General features: G+C 62.8%; 18 protein-coding genes. 13 read left to right on the top strand and 5 right to left on the bottom strand.

All coding sequences use genetic code 11. The features are described from left to right. Window positions 1–159: 159 nt before the first annotated feature. Window positions 160–468 carry a hypothetical protein gene (locus RT513_RS19610; RefSeq protein WP_035708955.1) on the bottom strand — a complete coding sequence of 103 codons (309 nt, stop codon included), beginning with the start codon at window positions 466–468 and terminating at the stop codon, window positions 160–162. A gap of 176 nt (window positions 469–644) precedes the next feature. After that, window positions 645–1,004: a helix-turn-helix transcriptional regulator gene (locus RT513_RS19605; protein WP_051911024.1), complete on the bottom strand. Its 360-nt coding sequence runs from the start codon at window positions 1,002–1,004 to the stop codon at window positions 645–647. 98 nt (window positions 1,005–1,102) lie between these two features. Between RT513_RS19605 and RT513_RS19600 the strand changes: the two genes are divergently transcribed. Continuing rightward, window positions 1,103–1,300, top strand: coding sequence for an XRE family transcriptional regulator (locus RT513_RS19600; RefSeq protein ID WP_242685187.1), 198 nt, complete (start codon window positions 1,103–1,105; stop codon window positions 1,298–1,300). A 113-nt stretch (window positions 1,301–1,413) separates the two neighbouring features. Here the strand turns inward: RT513_RS19600 and RT513_RS19595 are convergent, their stop codons facing one another. Continuing rightward, window positions 1,414–1,980, bottom strand: a complete 567-nt coding sequence (locus tag RT513_RS19595) for a hypothetical protein (protein ID WP_035708952.1) — start codon at window positions 1,978–1,980, stop codon at window positions 1,414–1,416. A gap of 180 nt (window positions 1,981–2,160) precedes the next feature. Between RT513_RS19595 and RT513_RS19590 the strand changes: the two genes are divergently transcribed. The 5 genes from RT513_RS19590 (at window position 2,161) to RT513_RS19570 (ending at window position 5,252) form a co-directional block, all read left to right on the top strand. Beyond that, window positions 2,161–2,463 (top strand): hypothetical protein, encoded by a 303-nt coding sequence (locus RT513_RS19590; protein ID WP_242685186.1) that lies wholly within the window; start codon window positions 2,161–2,163, stop codon window positions 2,461–2,463. Next, window positions 2,460–2,612 (top strand): hypothetical protein, encoded by a 153-nt coding sequence (locus tag RT513_RS19585; protein ID WP_156969578.1) that lies wholly within the window; start codon window positions 2,460–2,462, stop codon window positions 2,610–2,612. Before RT513_RS19590 ends, RT513_RS19585 begins: the two co-directional genes overlap by 4 nt. Window positions 2,613–2,787: 175 nt before the next feature. Beyond that, window positions 2,788–3,087, top strand: a complete 300-nt coding sequence (locus RT513_RS19580; RefSeq protein WP_035708945.1) for a hypothetical protein — start codon at window positions 2,788–2,790, stop codon at window positions 3,085–3,087. Beyond that, the gene (locus RT513_RS19575; protein WP_131389556.1) at window positions 3,084–4,121 is read left to right on the top strand and encodes a hypothetical protein; all 1,038 of its coding nucleotides are present in this window, start codon (window positions 3,084–3,086) and stop codon (window positions 4,119–4,121) included. Before RT513_RS19580 ends, RT513_RS19575 begins: the two co-directional genes overlap by 4 nt. Window positions 4,122–4,127: 6 nt before the next feature. Next, entirely contained in the window at window positions 4,128–5,252 is a 1,125-nt protein-coding gene (locus RT513_RS19570; protein ID WP_035708940.1) for a hypothetical protein, read from the top strand. Between the two features lie 3 nt (window positions 5,253–5,255). On the opposite strand, the gene RT513_RS19565 is transcribed toward RT513_RS19570, so the two are convergent. Both RT513_RS19565 and RT513_RS19560 read right to left on the bottom strand, forming a co-directional pair. After that, a complete protein-coding gene (locus RT513_RS19565) occupies window positions 5,256–5,459 on the bottom strand; it encodes a hypothetical protein (protein ID WP_242685185.1) in 204 nt (67 codons plus the stop codon). Window positions 5,460–5,463: 4 nt separating this feature from the next. Next, the gene (locus RT513_RS19560) at window positions 5,464–5,730 is read right to left on the bottom strand and encodes a BrnT family toxin (RefSeq protein ID WP_035708934.1); all 267 of its coding nucleotides are present in this window, start codon (window positions 5,728–5,730) and stop codon (window positions 5,464–5,466) included. A 77-nt stretch (window positions 5,731–5,807) separates the two neighbouring features. On the opposite strand from RT513_RS19560, the gene RT513_RS19555 reads away from it, so the two are divergent. The 7 genes from RT513_RS19555 to RT513_RS19525 form a co-directional block, all read left to right on the top strand. Continuing rightward, complete coding sequence (locus RT513_RS19555; protein ID WP_051911023.1) at window positions 5,808–7,631, top strand: phage/plasmid primase, P4 family; 1,824 nt, start codon at window positions 5,808–5,810, stop codon at window positions 7,629–7,631. 406 nt (window positions 7,632–8,037) lie between these two features. Further along, on the top strand, window positions 8,038–8,658 hold the full coding sequence (locus RT513_RS19550; protein ID WP_165496690.1) for a transcription termination/antitermination protein NusG: 621 nt from the start codon (window positions 8,038–8,040) through the stop codon (window positions 8,656–8,658). 1,008 nt (window positions 8,659–9,666) lie between these two features. Next, window positions 9,667–10,410, top strand: coding sequence for a hypothetical protein (locus tag RT513_RS19545; protein ID WP_242685184.1), 744 nt, complete (start codon window positions 9,667–9,669; stop codon window positions 10,408–10,410). Window positions 10,411–10,510: 100 nt separating this feature from the next. Further along, window positions 10,511–11,158, top strand: a complete 648-nt coding sequence (locus RT513_RS19540; RefSeq protein ID WP_051911022.1) for a terminase small subunit — start codon at window positions 10,511–10,513, stop codon at window positions 11,156–11,158. Beyond that, window positions 11,146–13,305, top strand: coding sequence for a terminase gpA endonuclease subunit (locus RT513_RS19535; RefSeq protein WP_313534364.1), 2,160 nt, complete (start codon window positions 11,146–11,148; stop codon window positions 13,303–13,305). The genes RT513_RS19540 and RT513_RS19535 overlap by 13 nt, the downstream gene beginning before the upstream one ends. Next, window positions 13,302–13,496, top strand: a complete 195-nt coding sequence (locus RT513_RS19530; protein ID WP_290687269.1) for a phage head-tail joining protein — start codon at window positions 13,302–13,304, stop codon at window positions 13,494–13,496. Before RT513_RS19535 ends, RT513_RS19530 begins: the two co-directional genes overlap by 4 nt. A gap of 4 nt (window positions 13,497–13,500) precedes the next feature. Next, a partial coding sequence (locus RT513_RS19525; protein ID WP_313534362.1) for a phage portal protein occupies window positions 13,501–14,833 on the top strand: 1,333 nt, incomplete at its 3' end.

The raw sequence follows: 14,833 nt of genomic DNA, 5'->3' as shown, positions 1-14,833 counted from the left end.
AATGGTGGCCGGCTTCAAATCGGAATGCCTGGCCGGATAACCTCGGAATCTGCAGCCATAGGCTTCCAGAGATTGTTCTCCTTGCTTCGGCACGGTCCGTCCGCGGTAGGAAACAGATAGCTTGGAGACACTGAGATAGGCGCGAGCATGGTCCCGAGATTACAGCTCCTGAACCTCTACTGCACGAAGGGCCGCATTCGTTGCTTCTCTGGACGACTGAAGCGTCTTGAAGAGTGCGATCAGGCCCAGGGCAGTGGCGATGAGAGAGCCAAGGGAAATTGCAGCGGATAGACGTGCAATCGAAACTGCTTCACGGTTCCAGATGTCCTCGGGGCTGATGCGCGGAGAGGTCGTCTCTGCTTCCTTCGAAATGGTCTGCAATTCACCATAGAGGGACTGTGCAGCGAGATGCTGTGCGAGAATCCATACCACCGGAGTGAGAGCAAGGAACAATGCAACATAGGCCATGGGTCCTTGCCAGAGTGAGCGGGGGATATTTCCAAGCTTGCTCCACTTGGAGCGATAGCCGGGTCTTTGTGTCTCCATGACCGATAAGACTCTCTACCTTGACCGAATCTCAGACATGTTGTTGCTTTGTTCTCATTATGATGTGGTAAATTCAAAGGGTTAAGTGGTGAGACAGGTTACTGATTGGAATGAGATTTTGACGCAGCTGCGAGAGATTGTTGCTCAGCCCGCTGGTGAGCGTCGTGCATACCTCTTGCGGCAGCTAGCAGCATCTCCCGCTCTGCGGGTTCTAGTTGATCAAGCAGAAACAGAACCTCGGATACGACGGGATCGTGCTGCTCAGACATAAACGTCTCCACTGTCTCTCCGAGAGCGCGGCATATCTTGATCGCCGTATCGATCCTCGGATTCCGATGAAACTTGATCATCTGCCGGATTGTGCTGTTGTCCAATCCGGCAGCTTTCGCGAGCCCTGCCTCGCTAAGAGACGGGTCTGCTGCGATGCGGTCTGAAAGGATGTCTACGAAGTCGCGCATAGGAAAAATATCCTATCCCCAAGAAGTTGGGGCAATCGGATTAAAAACCGTTGACGATATAGGTTTTTAAACCTAGTCTCCGCCTCATGGAACACCTCATGAGCGAAATCAGGTTGTACGCTGCGGCGCGGGGCATCCTCCCTTCCACCGTGCTGCAGAATGCAGCCAATCTCGGCGGTACCACTTGGTCGAAGTGGGAGGCGGGAACCGCGTCCTGCACGATGAAGGTCGCGGAGAAAGTTCGCGCCTACATGGCGGCCAATCCTCCCGAAGAAAAAACCGAGGCGGCGGAATGACTTTGCCCTCATCCGCCGCCCCTCACTCAACATTGGAGACAGATCGTGACCGGAGACGAAATCCTTATGCTGATCAATCTGATCGCGCTGCTCATTCAGGTGGCGGCGGTGATCTACCAGATACGTACGCTCTGGCTCTTGCTGAGGTGACGGCGGTCGAGCCAGCGGTAGCGGATAGTCAGCCGGCGTGGCAGCCGGCCCTTGGCGAGGATTTCGAAGCGTGTCTTGCGCGCGGGGGGCACATGCAGGTCGAGGCCAGAGATGCGTCGACGCGCTGTGACGCCCGCGTCGGTCTTCGGAAGATGCTTTGTAGTTCTGCTCCGCATCTCTCCGGTGATGTACTCTTGGTAGTGGGTCTCGGTCTCCTCCATAAGCCGCTGGCTCATTTCCACCCGTCCCGGCTGGAACCATGGGATGGAGATGCTCTCGATGGTGAGCGTGGCCGGGCCACTGCTCGTCGCGTCGATGCGAATCTTGTGCCAGCCGGGCCAAGGGTCGTCGGAGAAAGTTCTCACTTCGAACACAGGCGTGGGGCGCATGAGGGCCCTGCGGGCGGCTTGGGCCGAAACGGCGGCGGCACCCGCGCTGATCCCCATGAACAGGATGTTTGCGCCGGTGATCCATGCATTCCCGTTTTGTGTGAGGACATCCCAAGTGTGCTGTAGTGCAAGCCAAGTCATGCAGAAGTCGCCTCGTGCCGGTGATACCGCGGCGATCTTGTGCTGCGCGGTGCAGCCAGTCGAGCCGAAAGGTTCTGTCTTCACTCTTAGAAACGAGGCGGCGGAATGACATTGCCCTCATCCGCCGCCCCTCACTCTCTACGTGGTCACCCTGAACGGGACCAGCATGGAGCGTATTGCGTGGAAAAGTCTTGCCGAAAATCGACGGGCGTGGCGACGGTCGCGGCTCAGGATGAAGAGGCGGAGTTGCAGAGGTTCGCGCGCCTTCTTCGCAAGGCATTTCCGGGGGCTGCCTCGGACCACGAACTGTCCGAAACCGCCGCCGCCGTGCTGTCCACGCGTCGCCGCAATGTCCACCCGAAGACCGTCCGCAACTGGCTGAACGGGGATAACACGCCGCATTTCCGCCATGTCATGCGGGTGCTCGCCATCGCTGGCGCGGAAGGGGTCTTCGGCCTGCTCGACCCGGAGGATCGCGCATGAACACGTTATTCTGGATCCTGCACCGCCTCTACCGCGTCCGCCAGCATCGCGCGGAGCGTAAGGCGCTGCGGTTCAAAAAAAAGGCGGAAAAGTTTTTCCACTTCGTCAAGCCCAAGGCTGTGGAAAATGCAGAGGAGCAGGTCGAATGACGGATCGTGTGCCAGCGGATGACGAGTGCCACCGCGCACTGTGCGAGCGTGAGAGCGCGGGGTCGGCCGATCTGGCCTTCCTCCTGACCGGCGGAATAGCCACTCCGGTCGTGATGGTGGGAAAAATCCTTCCGTTTGCGCCGGTATTCCGGCCTGTCAGGGCTTCCGGCGCCCGATGACCCACACCTTCACCTCGATCGGCAAGGCGGCGGCGCGGGTTGGCCATCGCGCCACGCTCCGCGCCCAGCTGCTGGAGCATCTGCGGTCGGTGGGTGGGGTGCGCACGCTCTCTGAACTGGCGGAGGAACTGGGGCGGGATTGCACGCTGCTCCGCGCCGATCTGGATTTTCTCGAAGCGGCGTCGCTGGTCTGGCGGCGCGACATGACGTGGGCCCCGTTCGGGGTCGAGCTGACGGAACCCTGCTGGTGGGCACCGCGCGTGCCGATGCCGGCGCAACCCGAGGGCAGATCATGAATCTGGACGATATGAGTGCGGATGACCTGAAGGAACTGAACAAGTCGTTGTCCCTGATCGGGCGGGCGGCGGAAACGCTGGCGGCACTGCCTGCCTCGGTCGAGGGCGGTGTGCGGATCAGCCTGCAGCCCGGTGGGGTGGCGGTGCTGGCAACGGCATGGATGATGCCGGAGTGCCGGGAGGGCGGGTGCACCTGCGCCGGGGATGTGGGTGAGCTGGTGGTCGACGATCTGGTGGTGCGCGGCTTGGAGGATCTGCAGCGTCCTATTCTCGCGGATGGTCCCCCCGCCGCACCGGCAGCGTCACCGCCGGAAACGGGTGAAAGCCCCGAGGCGATCCCACGCGCCGAAGCTCCGGTCGGGGAGGTGGCTCCGGCTGCCGCTCCGGCCGGGGAACCCTCCTGTGCATCCAATCAGCTGGCGCAGGTCTGGACCGAAGACGACGAAGCGTTGCTCATCGATCTGGTGGCGGAGCGTCTGGCCGCTGGGGATACCCGAAAGGCCGCACTGGAAGTGGGCGCGGCGGCGATCGGGCGGACGCCGTCCGCCAGCGATTTGCGTCTGCGGTCGAAGCTGGAAGAGCGGCTGCAGGCGGCCATTGAAAATCATCGTGCTGAGCGCGCGAGACGAAACGCGGCGCTGGAGCGCATGGCCGTGGCTGCGGCAGAGAAGCCCGCGCCGGTTGCATCTGCGCCGCCCGCAACCCCCGCGCCGAAACCGGAAGCGCCCGCGCCATCTGAGGAGGAGTTGACCATCGCGCAGCGCGGCATCCTGCTGTCCCTGCGCAAGCTGGGCGGTCGCAAGGGGTTTGACCCGGAAACCGATCTGGAGATCGTCGAAGGCTTTGCGCGGGGCACGAAAGCCGCCGTGCTGGCGCTCGACCTCGATCTCGATTCCGCGCTGATGGTGTCGCGATTCAAAGACCTGACCTCCGTGATCCGTGATGATCGGGGTCTCCTGACGATCAACGGGCAGGCGGACCTCATGCAGGTGCTGCGCCACATGGTCAGGGAGGCGCGCGGCGTCGCCGCGTGACCCGGTATGGTCAGCGTTTCCGACGATCCGCGCCGCGCCGAGGCGTTGGCGATGGACATCGCCGAGATTGCCGACCGGCTTGCCATTCAGGGGCTCAAACGCGCCGGTGCGCGTGAACTGACCGGCTCCTGTCCGCAATGCGGCGGGCGGGACCGGTTTTCGATCAACACCGCCAAGCGGGTGTTCAACTGCCGCCACTGCGGCGGCACGGGCGGCAATATCGATCTGGCGATGTTTGTCCTCAGCCTCGATTTTCCAGCTGCCCTGACGTGGCTGTGCGGGGAGCGGGACGGGATATCGGAGGCGGAGCGCCGGGAGCGCATCGCCCGGGCGGAGGCCAACCGGGCGCGCAATGAGCGGCGGGCAGAGGCGGAGCGGCAGCGCGCCATTGCCGGTGCGCGTGATATCTGGTCGGCCGGGGTGCCGGCTGAGGATACGCCGGTGCGGGATTATCTCGCCCTGCGGGGTGTGCCGCGTGAGCGGTTTCCGCGCCTGCCGGCGTCGCTGAGGTATCACCCCGATCTGGCCTATACGATCCAGATCGGCGGCACATGGGTAGAGGTCCATCGCGGACCCGCCATGCTCGCTGCGATCCAAGCGCCGAATGGGCGGTTTCAGGGGGTGCATCGCACCTGGCTGGACCTGTCCCGCCCGAAGGGCAAGCCGGTGATCCTGCATCCCGAGACCGGCGAGCCGGTCAAGGTCAAGAAATCCCTCGGCTCGGTGAAGGGCGGGGCGATCCGCCTGACGCTCCCGGCCCGGGTGATGGTGATGGGCGAGGGGATTGAGACGACGGCCTCGGCCCTCGTTGCGGATGTGCCGCCGGGCGCCGGGTATTGGGCGGGAGTGTCGCTCGGCAATATGGCGGGCAGCCGGAAGCTGGGGGAGGGGATGCGGTACGCCGGTATCCCGGACCTGACGGACCGCGCCGCCTTCGTGCCGCCGCCCGGAACGGAGCGGCTGATTTTCATACAGGACGGGGATTCGGAGCCGCGGCTGACGCGGGCGCAGCTGCTGTCAGGCCTGCGCCGCGCGATGGTCCTCCGCCCCGGTCTGCAAGGGCAGATCGTCCATGCCGGGACAGGCGTGGACCTCAACGATGTACTGATGGGGCAGGAAGATGACCTCTGAACTTTATCCCGCCAGCGCTTTGCGGATGGCCTCGTTCACGAACGCGCTCTTGTTGCCAAGTTCGGCAAGCCGGGCGGCTACGTCCGCGTCAATCATCAGGTTCATGCGCACCTTTCTTTCTTCGGCCGGCATGGGCGGTCGGCCCCGCCGGGCGGTGGAGAAGAACGCATCGCCCAGTTCGCGGACTTCGCCATCCTTGCCGATCATCGGATCATTCCTGCTCATATCGCTTCCTTTCCCTTGTATTGGCCTTGCGCAGGCTGATCACCCGCAGGGCATCGCCGCGGATACACCACGCCACCACGCAAAGCCGGTTCCGGATCGGGACGAGGCTGACGAACCGGCGTTCGGCATAGTCCTCGCGCAGGTCCTCGGCGGTCAGGGCGCTGTCCCAGTCAGCCTCGGCCACACTGGCGAAGTCCAGCCCGCGCTCCCGCAGGGTCCAGTCTCGCTTCGCATCGTCCCAATCGAGTTTCATAGGTTTTATATACACACCAAAAATGCCCCGCGCAATATGGATGTGTATGGAAAAGAAAACCGATTGAGGTCAGAAAAATGACCGATCGTGTCGAAAGCGTCCGCTCCATCATGTCCAATCCTGAGGACGTGGATCTGCCTGAGGGCATGGATGTGGCGCCGGAAGACGGCGGCAATAGCCCGTCGCCCGAAGACCCCGCACCCCGTGATGAGGGTGAGCCGGATGAGCCTCCGGCAGCCCGCTGCGTTGACCTGCCGCTCAATGACCACGGCAATGGTCAACGGCTGATCGCGCATTTTGGCTCCAATCTGGCCAATGTCAAACGGGTCGGCTGGTTCGTGTGGGATGACACCCGGTATGTCGCCGATCCCGATGACGTTGCCGTGCGTCGTCTCGCACACCGGATGACGGAGCTGATCGAGGCCGAAGTCGAATACATGGTGCTGCCGGATGCCGAGGCGGATATCCTCGCGGAAGCTGAGCAGATGGCGGTGATTCTGGATGAGATCGGGGTGATCCCGGCCAAGGACAGGACGCCCGACCAGCTGGATCAGATGATCGCCGCGAACCGGGTGATTGCGGCTGGCAAGGAGATCAAGGACCGGCGCGACAAGTCGATCGGTCGTAGGCTCACCCATGCCAAGAACGCCGGAAACAGCAATACGATCAATAACATGATTACCGAGGCAGGCGCGATCATCGCGCGTCCGCTGGAAGACCTCGATGCCGATCCGCTGGTGATCAACACGCTGGGCGGTGTTCTGCGGTTCCGGACGGAGCCCAACACCGAGGATGATGGCGGCATGTATGCGCCGCCGCCCAAAGTCATCGTCGAGCGGCTCGATCACAGCCGCGATCAGCTGCTGACCAAGATCATGCCGGTTGGCCTCGATCCCGCTGCCAAATGCCCGACCTTCGTGGCCTTTCTCAACCGGATCCAGCCCTCGCGCGAGATGCAGGGGTTTATCCAGCGCTGGTTCGGATATTCGATGACCGGCCTCACGCTGGAGCAGGTCTTTGCGTTCTTCTACGGCGCAGGTGCCAACGGTAAATCCGTGCTCGTCGATCTGATGGCCCGGATCATGGGCGACTATGCTGCCTCGGCCAAGATCGAGTCAATCACCGGCCGCAGTCGTCGCGGCGGCGGCGATGCCACCCCGGACCTCGTGCCGCTGATCGGTGCGCGATTTGTCCGGACCTCCGAACCCGATCAGGGACAGCAGCTGCAGGAAGGCCTGATCAAGGAGCTCACCGGCGGCGAGCCCATCATGGTGCGGTCGCTCAACGAGAACTTCATCACCGTCTATCCGTTCTTCAAGCTCACGATCTCCGGCAACCACCGTCCGGAGATCAGGGGCGGTGATGACGGCATCTGGCGCCGGGTGATGCTCGTCCCCTTCGAGGTGCAGATACCACCCGATGAGCGTGATCCAGACCTGGGCGACAAGCTCTATGCAGAGCGGGACGGTATCATGAACTGGCTCGTGCAGGGGCTGCGGGATTACCTATCACATGGGCTGCAGATACCCGACCAGGTGCTGAGCGCCACGGCGGAGTACCGGGAGGACAGCGATCCGCTGGCGACCTTCCTGACGCAGGTCTGTGGCGTCTCCGGCAAGCCCGAGCACTCCATGCGCGCCAAGATGCTGCAGGAGGCGTTCGCCTACTGGCTCGATGAGGGAGGGCGCGGCGTGTGGAAGCCCCGCACCATCTTCAATGGGCTGAGCGCCAAGCAAGGCAAATGGCGCAGTCCCGCAACCGGTCAGACCTTCACCCGGCGCAAGACGTCGGATGCCTATTACGACGGGATCGCCCTTCTGGAGCCCTTCAAGAGCCGCTTCGAGGAGTATCAGACAGTTCTAGCCCGCGCCGAGTTCCGCAGGTCCGGGGACTTGATATGACGCCCCGCACCCCGCTTTCGCTCGAAATCAGGGACGTCAGGGACGTCCGGGGCACAGCGGAGGGGCGACGTCCCTTGAGCCGGGGTCCGGGGGAAAGCCTGCGAAATCAGCGGGATGAAGCTGGGTCAGGGACGACAGGGACGTCAGGGACGACGATGCGCGCACGCGCGTGTGGTGATGGAGACTACGAAGGGTGCGGGGGATCGCTGTTCATGCGTAGCGTGGAAACGTCGTCCCTGACGTCCCTGTCGTCCCTGATTATCAGCAGGTCATTGATTTCACGTGTTTATCTTCCCTCTCATCCCACATCCTGTCGTCCCTGAAAAATCATCTGTCGTCCCTGACGTCCCTAAGAAGAACAAACGAAAACAAGATGCTGATAAAGCGGCAAACGGAGGCACAAGATATGGATTTCAGCGCAAAAGGTCTGAGTGTCGGGGATGTCGTGGCGGCTGGTGGGGGGCTTGCCCCCGTCTTCGTGGCGGGTCCGGCGCGGTGGTATGCGCTGCGGGTGTCGCCCCAGCGGGAGGATCAGGCGGAGGCGTGGCTGCGGAGACGGGGGGTCTATGCCTTCCACCCGGTGCTGATGCGTCGGGTCCATCGCATGGGCAAGGCGCGGGACTATGCGCGCCGCTATCTGCCGGGCTATGTGTTCGCGCGATTCCCGGGTCAGGCCGTGCCGCACCGGCTGGTCGGTCGCTGTGGGATCACCGGCGCCATCTGCTGCGCCGATGGGTCATGGGGCATTCTGGAGCCATCCGACCTGCGCGCCCTCCATGCGATGCGCAAGGTCGATGCTGACAGCGATGAGGAGCGCCGTGCGCTCCGTGCTGCACAGAAGCGGGCTCGCTCGATCCGGGTGGGTGAGCAGGCGATGTTTCGGAGTGGTCCGTTTGCCGGGACGCAGTGCGAGGTGGTTGAGCTTAGGGCTGATGATGGAGCGAAGGTTATCGTGACGATCTTCGGCCGGAAAACGTCCGCAGACGTATCTGTCGCCGATCTCGTCAACATTAAACGGTCCTGTTGACAGTCTCGATAGGCTGTGAGTATGTTTCTGTTATAGACTTATGTTGGCAAGCCCGCCCCCAAAGGGGGCCTTGCGCCCCAACTGGTGGTCGGTGACGCGGGGTTTCTAAACTCGTGACACGGGGTTATAATGTCCTCACTATCGATGGAAGCTAAGGAATGGTTGCGGGTCAATGACCCGGCGCGCCGGTTCAGAGCTAAGAAATACAAGGCGATGGTTGCTCACAAGCGTGGAAAGATCGCGCTGGGGCCAGCAGCCTCTTCAGTAGCTATCGACAGAAAGGCGAGAGATGAAGAACCGGTCCAGTCAGGTCGCTTTCATGCTGCACCGCCGTCCGCTTTGGCATTCCTGAAACAGAACGTAGGGTTTCAGGGTGAAGACTGTCTGTTCATGCCGTTTGCGAATGGAGTTTCGCCGCGTAAAGTGAAATTCCGTGGAAAGCCTACGCCATGCTCGCGGGTAATGTGCACTCTTGCTCATGGTGAACCTTCCATAGAACGGCCGCTATCTCGGCATTTGTGTGGAAATGGGCATCTGTCGTGTGTCAATCCTGCGCATCTTGCATGGGGCAGCGATTTCGACAACGCCTGTGACGCTCAAGTCCATCGGTGCATGGCGTTGTCATCAGCTGCAGAAAAGGCTGAGGCCGCAAAGCTCGCTGAGGCCTTAAGAGAGAAGTGCCGGAAGTAAACTCTCTGACAGCCTGTAATGTGCCCTGAGGGATGTCCTTGGGGCCTTTTGCTTTTCTGGAGTATCGTATGGGCTACTCGCCTAACATAATGGTCGCTCCATGCCCGGGCTGTGGCGCAAGGCCGAAGGTGCATACCCGCATCATCAGGTTCGCCGCGCAGCTGAGATGTAAGTGCGGCATCGCCGGGCAGTGGGTGCAATTGAGAGATGTAACGGACAACCCGTGGAATGCTGCGTCTAGAGGCTGGGATGTGATCGCAGGACGGATCATGCCGCGCTTTCGGACCCCTCGGAAAGACTGAAAGCAGCGGGGACATCATGATCGAACTGACGCTCGACGACGGCGGCTTTCAGAAGGCGCTTCGTCAGTTGGCAACCAAAGATGTCGCTATCGCGGCGACATGGGCCATCAACGATACCGCGGCGGATGTGCTGGGCAAGGTGCAGGCCAACGTACGCGAGCGCTTCGACCGTCCGACCCGCTTTACTCAGAACGCATTCGCAGTGGTGAAGAAAGCCCGGCCCAATGAGCTTGAGGCGGTGGTGGGTGAGCGTCCCTCTGTGTCGCAGCGCCATTACCTCAAGGTGCAGGAGCGGGGCGGTCAACGCGGAATGACCGGGACGGAGAAGCTTATTTCCCTCGCGACGCCGACGCACATGGATATCCGGGGGGTGCTGCCTGCTGACGAGGCCAAGCTCGATGCCTTCGGCAACTGGTCGAGCGGGGAGCGCAACCGGGCGCTGTCAGCGATCCGTGCTCAGCGGGACGTGACAGCAAACACCACCATCGCATCGAAGAAGCGTCACAAGACACGGGCGACCTACTTCATTCCGCGCACCGGCCTCACGCCGGGCATCTATCGGAAGGACAGCACGGGCGCGATCGGGATCGTCGCGGTGTTCACTTCGAAGGTGCCGACGTATCGCCGCCGCCTCGGGTTCATGGACGGGGCGGAGGAGGCGTATCGGACGCGTCTGCCCCTGCACCTGCGCCGGACCCTCGCCCGGATGGTCGAAAAGAGGGGTCTGGGTCCTTCCGGGCTGGATTCTGCACGCGGGTAATTCGCACCCCGGTTCGTGCGCGTTTTTTTAGTTTTCCGCACCTTAACAAGAGGTTGTTGTTGTGGTTCCCGAGGTAAGTCAACCTGAAACTCCGGAGCTGATGCCGGTCGAGGTCGACGATGCGATGCGGGACCTGTTGTCCCGGTTTCCTTTGCCGCATGGCGTCGAGGATGCCGATTGCAGTCAGGAGGAAATCGCCCAGGCGTTCAACATGTCGGTAAACACGGTCGCGACATGGATAAAACAAGGCGGGATGCCGGTGGTGCAGCACGGCGGCAACGGTCGCCGTTACATCATCCGGCTGTCCCACTGCTGGGCGTGGCGCAAGGCGATGGAAGCGCAGGAGGATACCAGAGACCGGCATAACAAGGCGCAGATCACGGCGCTTCAAGCATCTTTCCTTGGCCTCGAAGTTACCGATCCACGCGCGGAGATGACGCCACAGCAACGCCGCGAAGCAGCTATGGCTGATATCGCGTGGTCAAAGGCCGCGCACATGCGCCGCCAGCTGGTCCCGCTTGGGGATGTGGTCAATCTGCTCGAAAGCCTGTTTCAGATCGTGCGCGATGGCGTCGAGGCGATGCCGGATCGCCTCGAACGGGAGCTGAGCCTGAAACCGGATCAGGTGTCGGCAGTGGTTCGCGTCGGAGACGACGTGTTGCGCGCCATGACCGAGGCCGTGGAAGAGGCGGAACTCAAGGAACGGGATGTGCCGGATGTCGACGTTCAGGAACGATGGCTGATCTGAGCGGCGCGCCGGTCTCGGCTCCGCGTGGGGTTGAGCCGCTTCCTGCGTATACCGATCCGCGGTCGGCGCTGAAGATCGCACTGCCATCGCTGCGACCAGCCGCGCGCATCAGCGTCACCGAATCGGCAGAACGCTACATGCGGGTGAACGTCTCTGGTCAGTGGCAGCCCTTCCGCGCGGATGTCGCGCCCTACATGGTCGAACCGACCGATATGTCGGCGTCGCGCCGGTTCAGGGGTCTCGTCTTTGCCGGGCCTTCGCAGTCGGGAAAAACGCTGATGTTGCAGACGGTCGCAGCCCATGCCGTCATGTCGGACCCGGGCCGGGTGGCAATCTTTCAGATGACGCGGGATGCTGCCGCGCTCATGGAGCGGGAAAAGATTGCGCCGGTGATTTACAACAGCCCGGCGCTGCGCGGCCGGCTGGCCAAGGGACGGGGATCGGACACGATCTTCCAGAAGCTTTTTGTCGGCGGCACCCATCTGACCCTCGATTGGCCGACGCCGGAGAAACTCGCCTCGACCACGGTCCGCACGCTGCTCGCGACGGATTTCGACCGTCCGGCTTGGGGAAATGGTACAATCGGAGACGGTGATCCCTACACGCAAATGCGGGCCCGTACCCGGACCTATCTTTCGCGCGGAATGGTTGTCATTGAGAGCAGCCCGGGCGCGCCGATCGAGGATGAAAGCTGGCGACCCCAATCGCCGCATGACTGCCCGCCCGTCAGGTATGGGGTACTGTCGCTATATCCAGGCGGGACCCGTGGACGGTGGTACGTACCATGTCCAGATTGCGGGGCGATGTTCGAAATGACGTTCGCACGTCTGGTTTACCCCGATTCCGCGGACCCAGTAGAGGCCGGGGAGGCGGCCCGGATGCGATGCCCGCATTGCCACGAGACGTTCGGGCATGACCTGAAGCGCGAACTGAATGGCGCGGGGTGCTGGTATCACGAGAGCACTCCGGACGAAGGTGGCCGGATAGACCTCGTCCGTGTCGATGACGGTAATCTTCGCCGCACCGATCTGCTCAGCTACTGGCTCGACGGGGCGAGTGCGGCGTTTGCCAGCTGGGCGGAGCTGGTCACCGCCTACCGGCAGGCAGAGGATCATTTCGACGCAACCGGCGACGAAGAAAAGCTCCGCGCCACGGTAAGCACGGGGCAGGCGCAGCCCTATCGCCCCCGCACTGCGAGCTCCGAGATGGAGATCACGCTGCAGGGACTGAAGGACAAGGCGCAGGGGATCGACACGCCGAAAGGTGTGGCACCATCATGGGCGAAGTACCTGACCATCTCGGTTGACGTTCAGGGCGGCCGCTTTCCGGTGGGAGTGACGGCGTGGGGGGAAGGCGGGCGACATCAGCCGATCGACCGCTTCGACCTGATCCAGCCCCCTGCTGGTGCGCCCGGATCGTCCGGTCGGGCCTTGCGGCCCTTCGAGATCGCGGAAGACTGGATCGTTCTGGAGGCGCTGTCGACACAGGTCTGGCCGGTCGATGGCGCGGACTGGGGTCTGCGGGCCGTCGCCATCGCTGTCGACATGCATGGTGGCGGTGCGACCACGGACCATGCTTATCGCTTCTACAGGGCGCGTCGGAAGGCGGGGGAGGGAAAGCGCTGGTTCCTGACGCGGGGAAACGGTGGTCTCCACCACACGGACCGGGTCTGGCTGCGGGCGCCAGAACGCGCGAGCGGCAAGCGGCGGGTGGCGAGCGACATCAAGATTCTCAATATGGCTACCGACAAGCTGAAGGATGCGGTGGCTGCATCGTTGCGCCTGACAGATGACGGCCAGAACCTCTGCGTCGTACCCGGCTGGATGGAAGTATCGGAACTGACGGAATTCACGGCGGAACGCCGCGGCACGTCGGGCTGGGAGAAACGGCCCGGGATGGTACGGAACGAGAGCCTCGACCACCTCGTGCAGGCGCGTGCTCTTCATATCCACCTCGGTGCCGAAAAGATCGACTGGTCCGCGCCGGCGAAACCATGGGCGATCCTGTCGGAGGAGAATGAGTTCGTTGTGCGAGTCGGAACGAAAACAGACCCGGTGCCCGAGACGGCAGATCAAGCATCTGTCCAGCCCTCTGGCCGCGTTGCGGCGCGCGGAGGGTGGATCAAGCGAAGGGAGAAGTGGCTATGAGTTACACCGTCGACCAGTACCACGCCTTGTGCAGCGCCATAGCGAAGGGCGTGACCTCGCTCGAGCAGAACGGTGAGAAGGTGACGTACCGGAGCCTGGCGGAGATGCGCCAGATCAAGCGCGAGATGGAACAGGGCCTCGGGCTCGTCCCATCTCCGCGCACCCATTACCCGGCGTTCCGCAAGGGGTGACATCATGAACATGGTCGAACGGGCCATCCTGGCGGTTGCGCCGGGATGGGCTGCACAGCGCGCGCGTTCGCGGGCCGTTACCGCGCATTTCGACGGGGCAACCGTCGGCCGGCGCTCCTCCACCCTGCGTCCCAGCGGGACCGACGCCGACGGCGCTGCCCGGAATCGCCAGCGGATGTCCTTCTTCGCCCGCGACATGGTCCGGAACACGCCTTTCGCCACCCGGGCACAGGCGGTCATTACCGGCAATACTGTGGGCGACGGCATCATCCCGAAAGTGTCGGTCAGTTATCCCAAGCTGCGGAAGACGGCGCTGAAACTGGTCAGTGCGCGGGGGCTGAAGCGGATCGAAGAGCATTTCGACACGACGCGCGTCGATCGGGCAGGGCTGCTCAACCTCTACGGCCTCCAGCGGCTGGCGATGAACACGGTGATCGACGCCGGGGAGTGCCTGATCCGTATCCATAACGACGCACTCGTCCCGGGTGCGCTGCCGCTGCAGCTCGAAGTTCTGGAACCGGATTATCTCGATCAGTCGAAGGTGGGCTGGGGGTCCGGTGGCGGGGATATCCGCAACGGCATCGAATACGACGCGGCTGGTCGGCGTGTTGCCTACTGGCTCTTTCCGGCACACCCCGGCTCGGACTGGCCCGCCAATCGGGGCGCCACCGTGTCCCAGCGCATACCGGCGGAGGAGATACTGCATCTCTTCCGTGTGGACCGCCCGGGACAGCAACGGGGCGTGACCTGGTTCGCGCCGGTCATGATGCGCCTGCAGGACCTCGCGGATCATGAGGACGCGCAGTTGATGCGCCAGAAGATCGCGGCCTGCTTCGCGGCTTTCCGCGTCTTGGGCGAGGGGGATCGCAACGAGGTTCCGACCGACATCATGCCTGGCATGATCTATGATCTGGGCGACGGAGAGGACGTGAAGTTCGCCGTTCCGCCGGGCGTGGAAGGATATGACGAGTTCACCCGTTCGGTGCTGCGGTCGGTCGCAGCCGGCATGGGGATCACCTACGAGGCGCTGACCGGTGATCTCGCGCAGGTCAACTTCTCGTCGGCCCGCATGGGCCGGCTGGAGATGGATGCCAATGTCAGTGCCTGGCAATGGCTGATGCTGATGCCGCAGATGATGCAGCCTCTCTCAAGGGTTTTCGTCGATGCGTGGCAGGCGGTGGATGCGGAAGAATTCGCTGCCGCAGGTCTGCCGGATGACATCTGGCAGCATATCGGGCTGAGCTGGGTGCCGCCGCGCAAGATCATCGTCGATCCGGCCCGAGAGTTCGCGGCGCTGCGCGAGGCGGTTCGATCCGGCTTCGCATCCCGTCAGCAGG

This window comes from Haematobacter sp. (genome assembly GCF_032102465.1).
Taxonomy (GTDB): domain Bacteria; phylum Pseudomonadota; class Alphaproteobacteria; order Rhodobacterales; family Rhodobacteraceae; genus Haematobacter.
The sequence above is the reverse complement of the archived record's forward strand: the minus strand, read 5'-3'. Positions and strand labels throughout refer to the sequence as shown.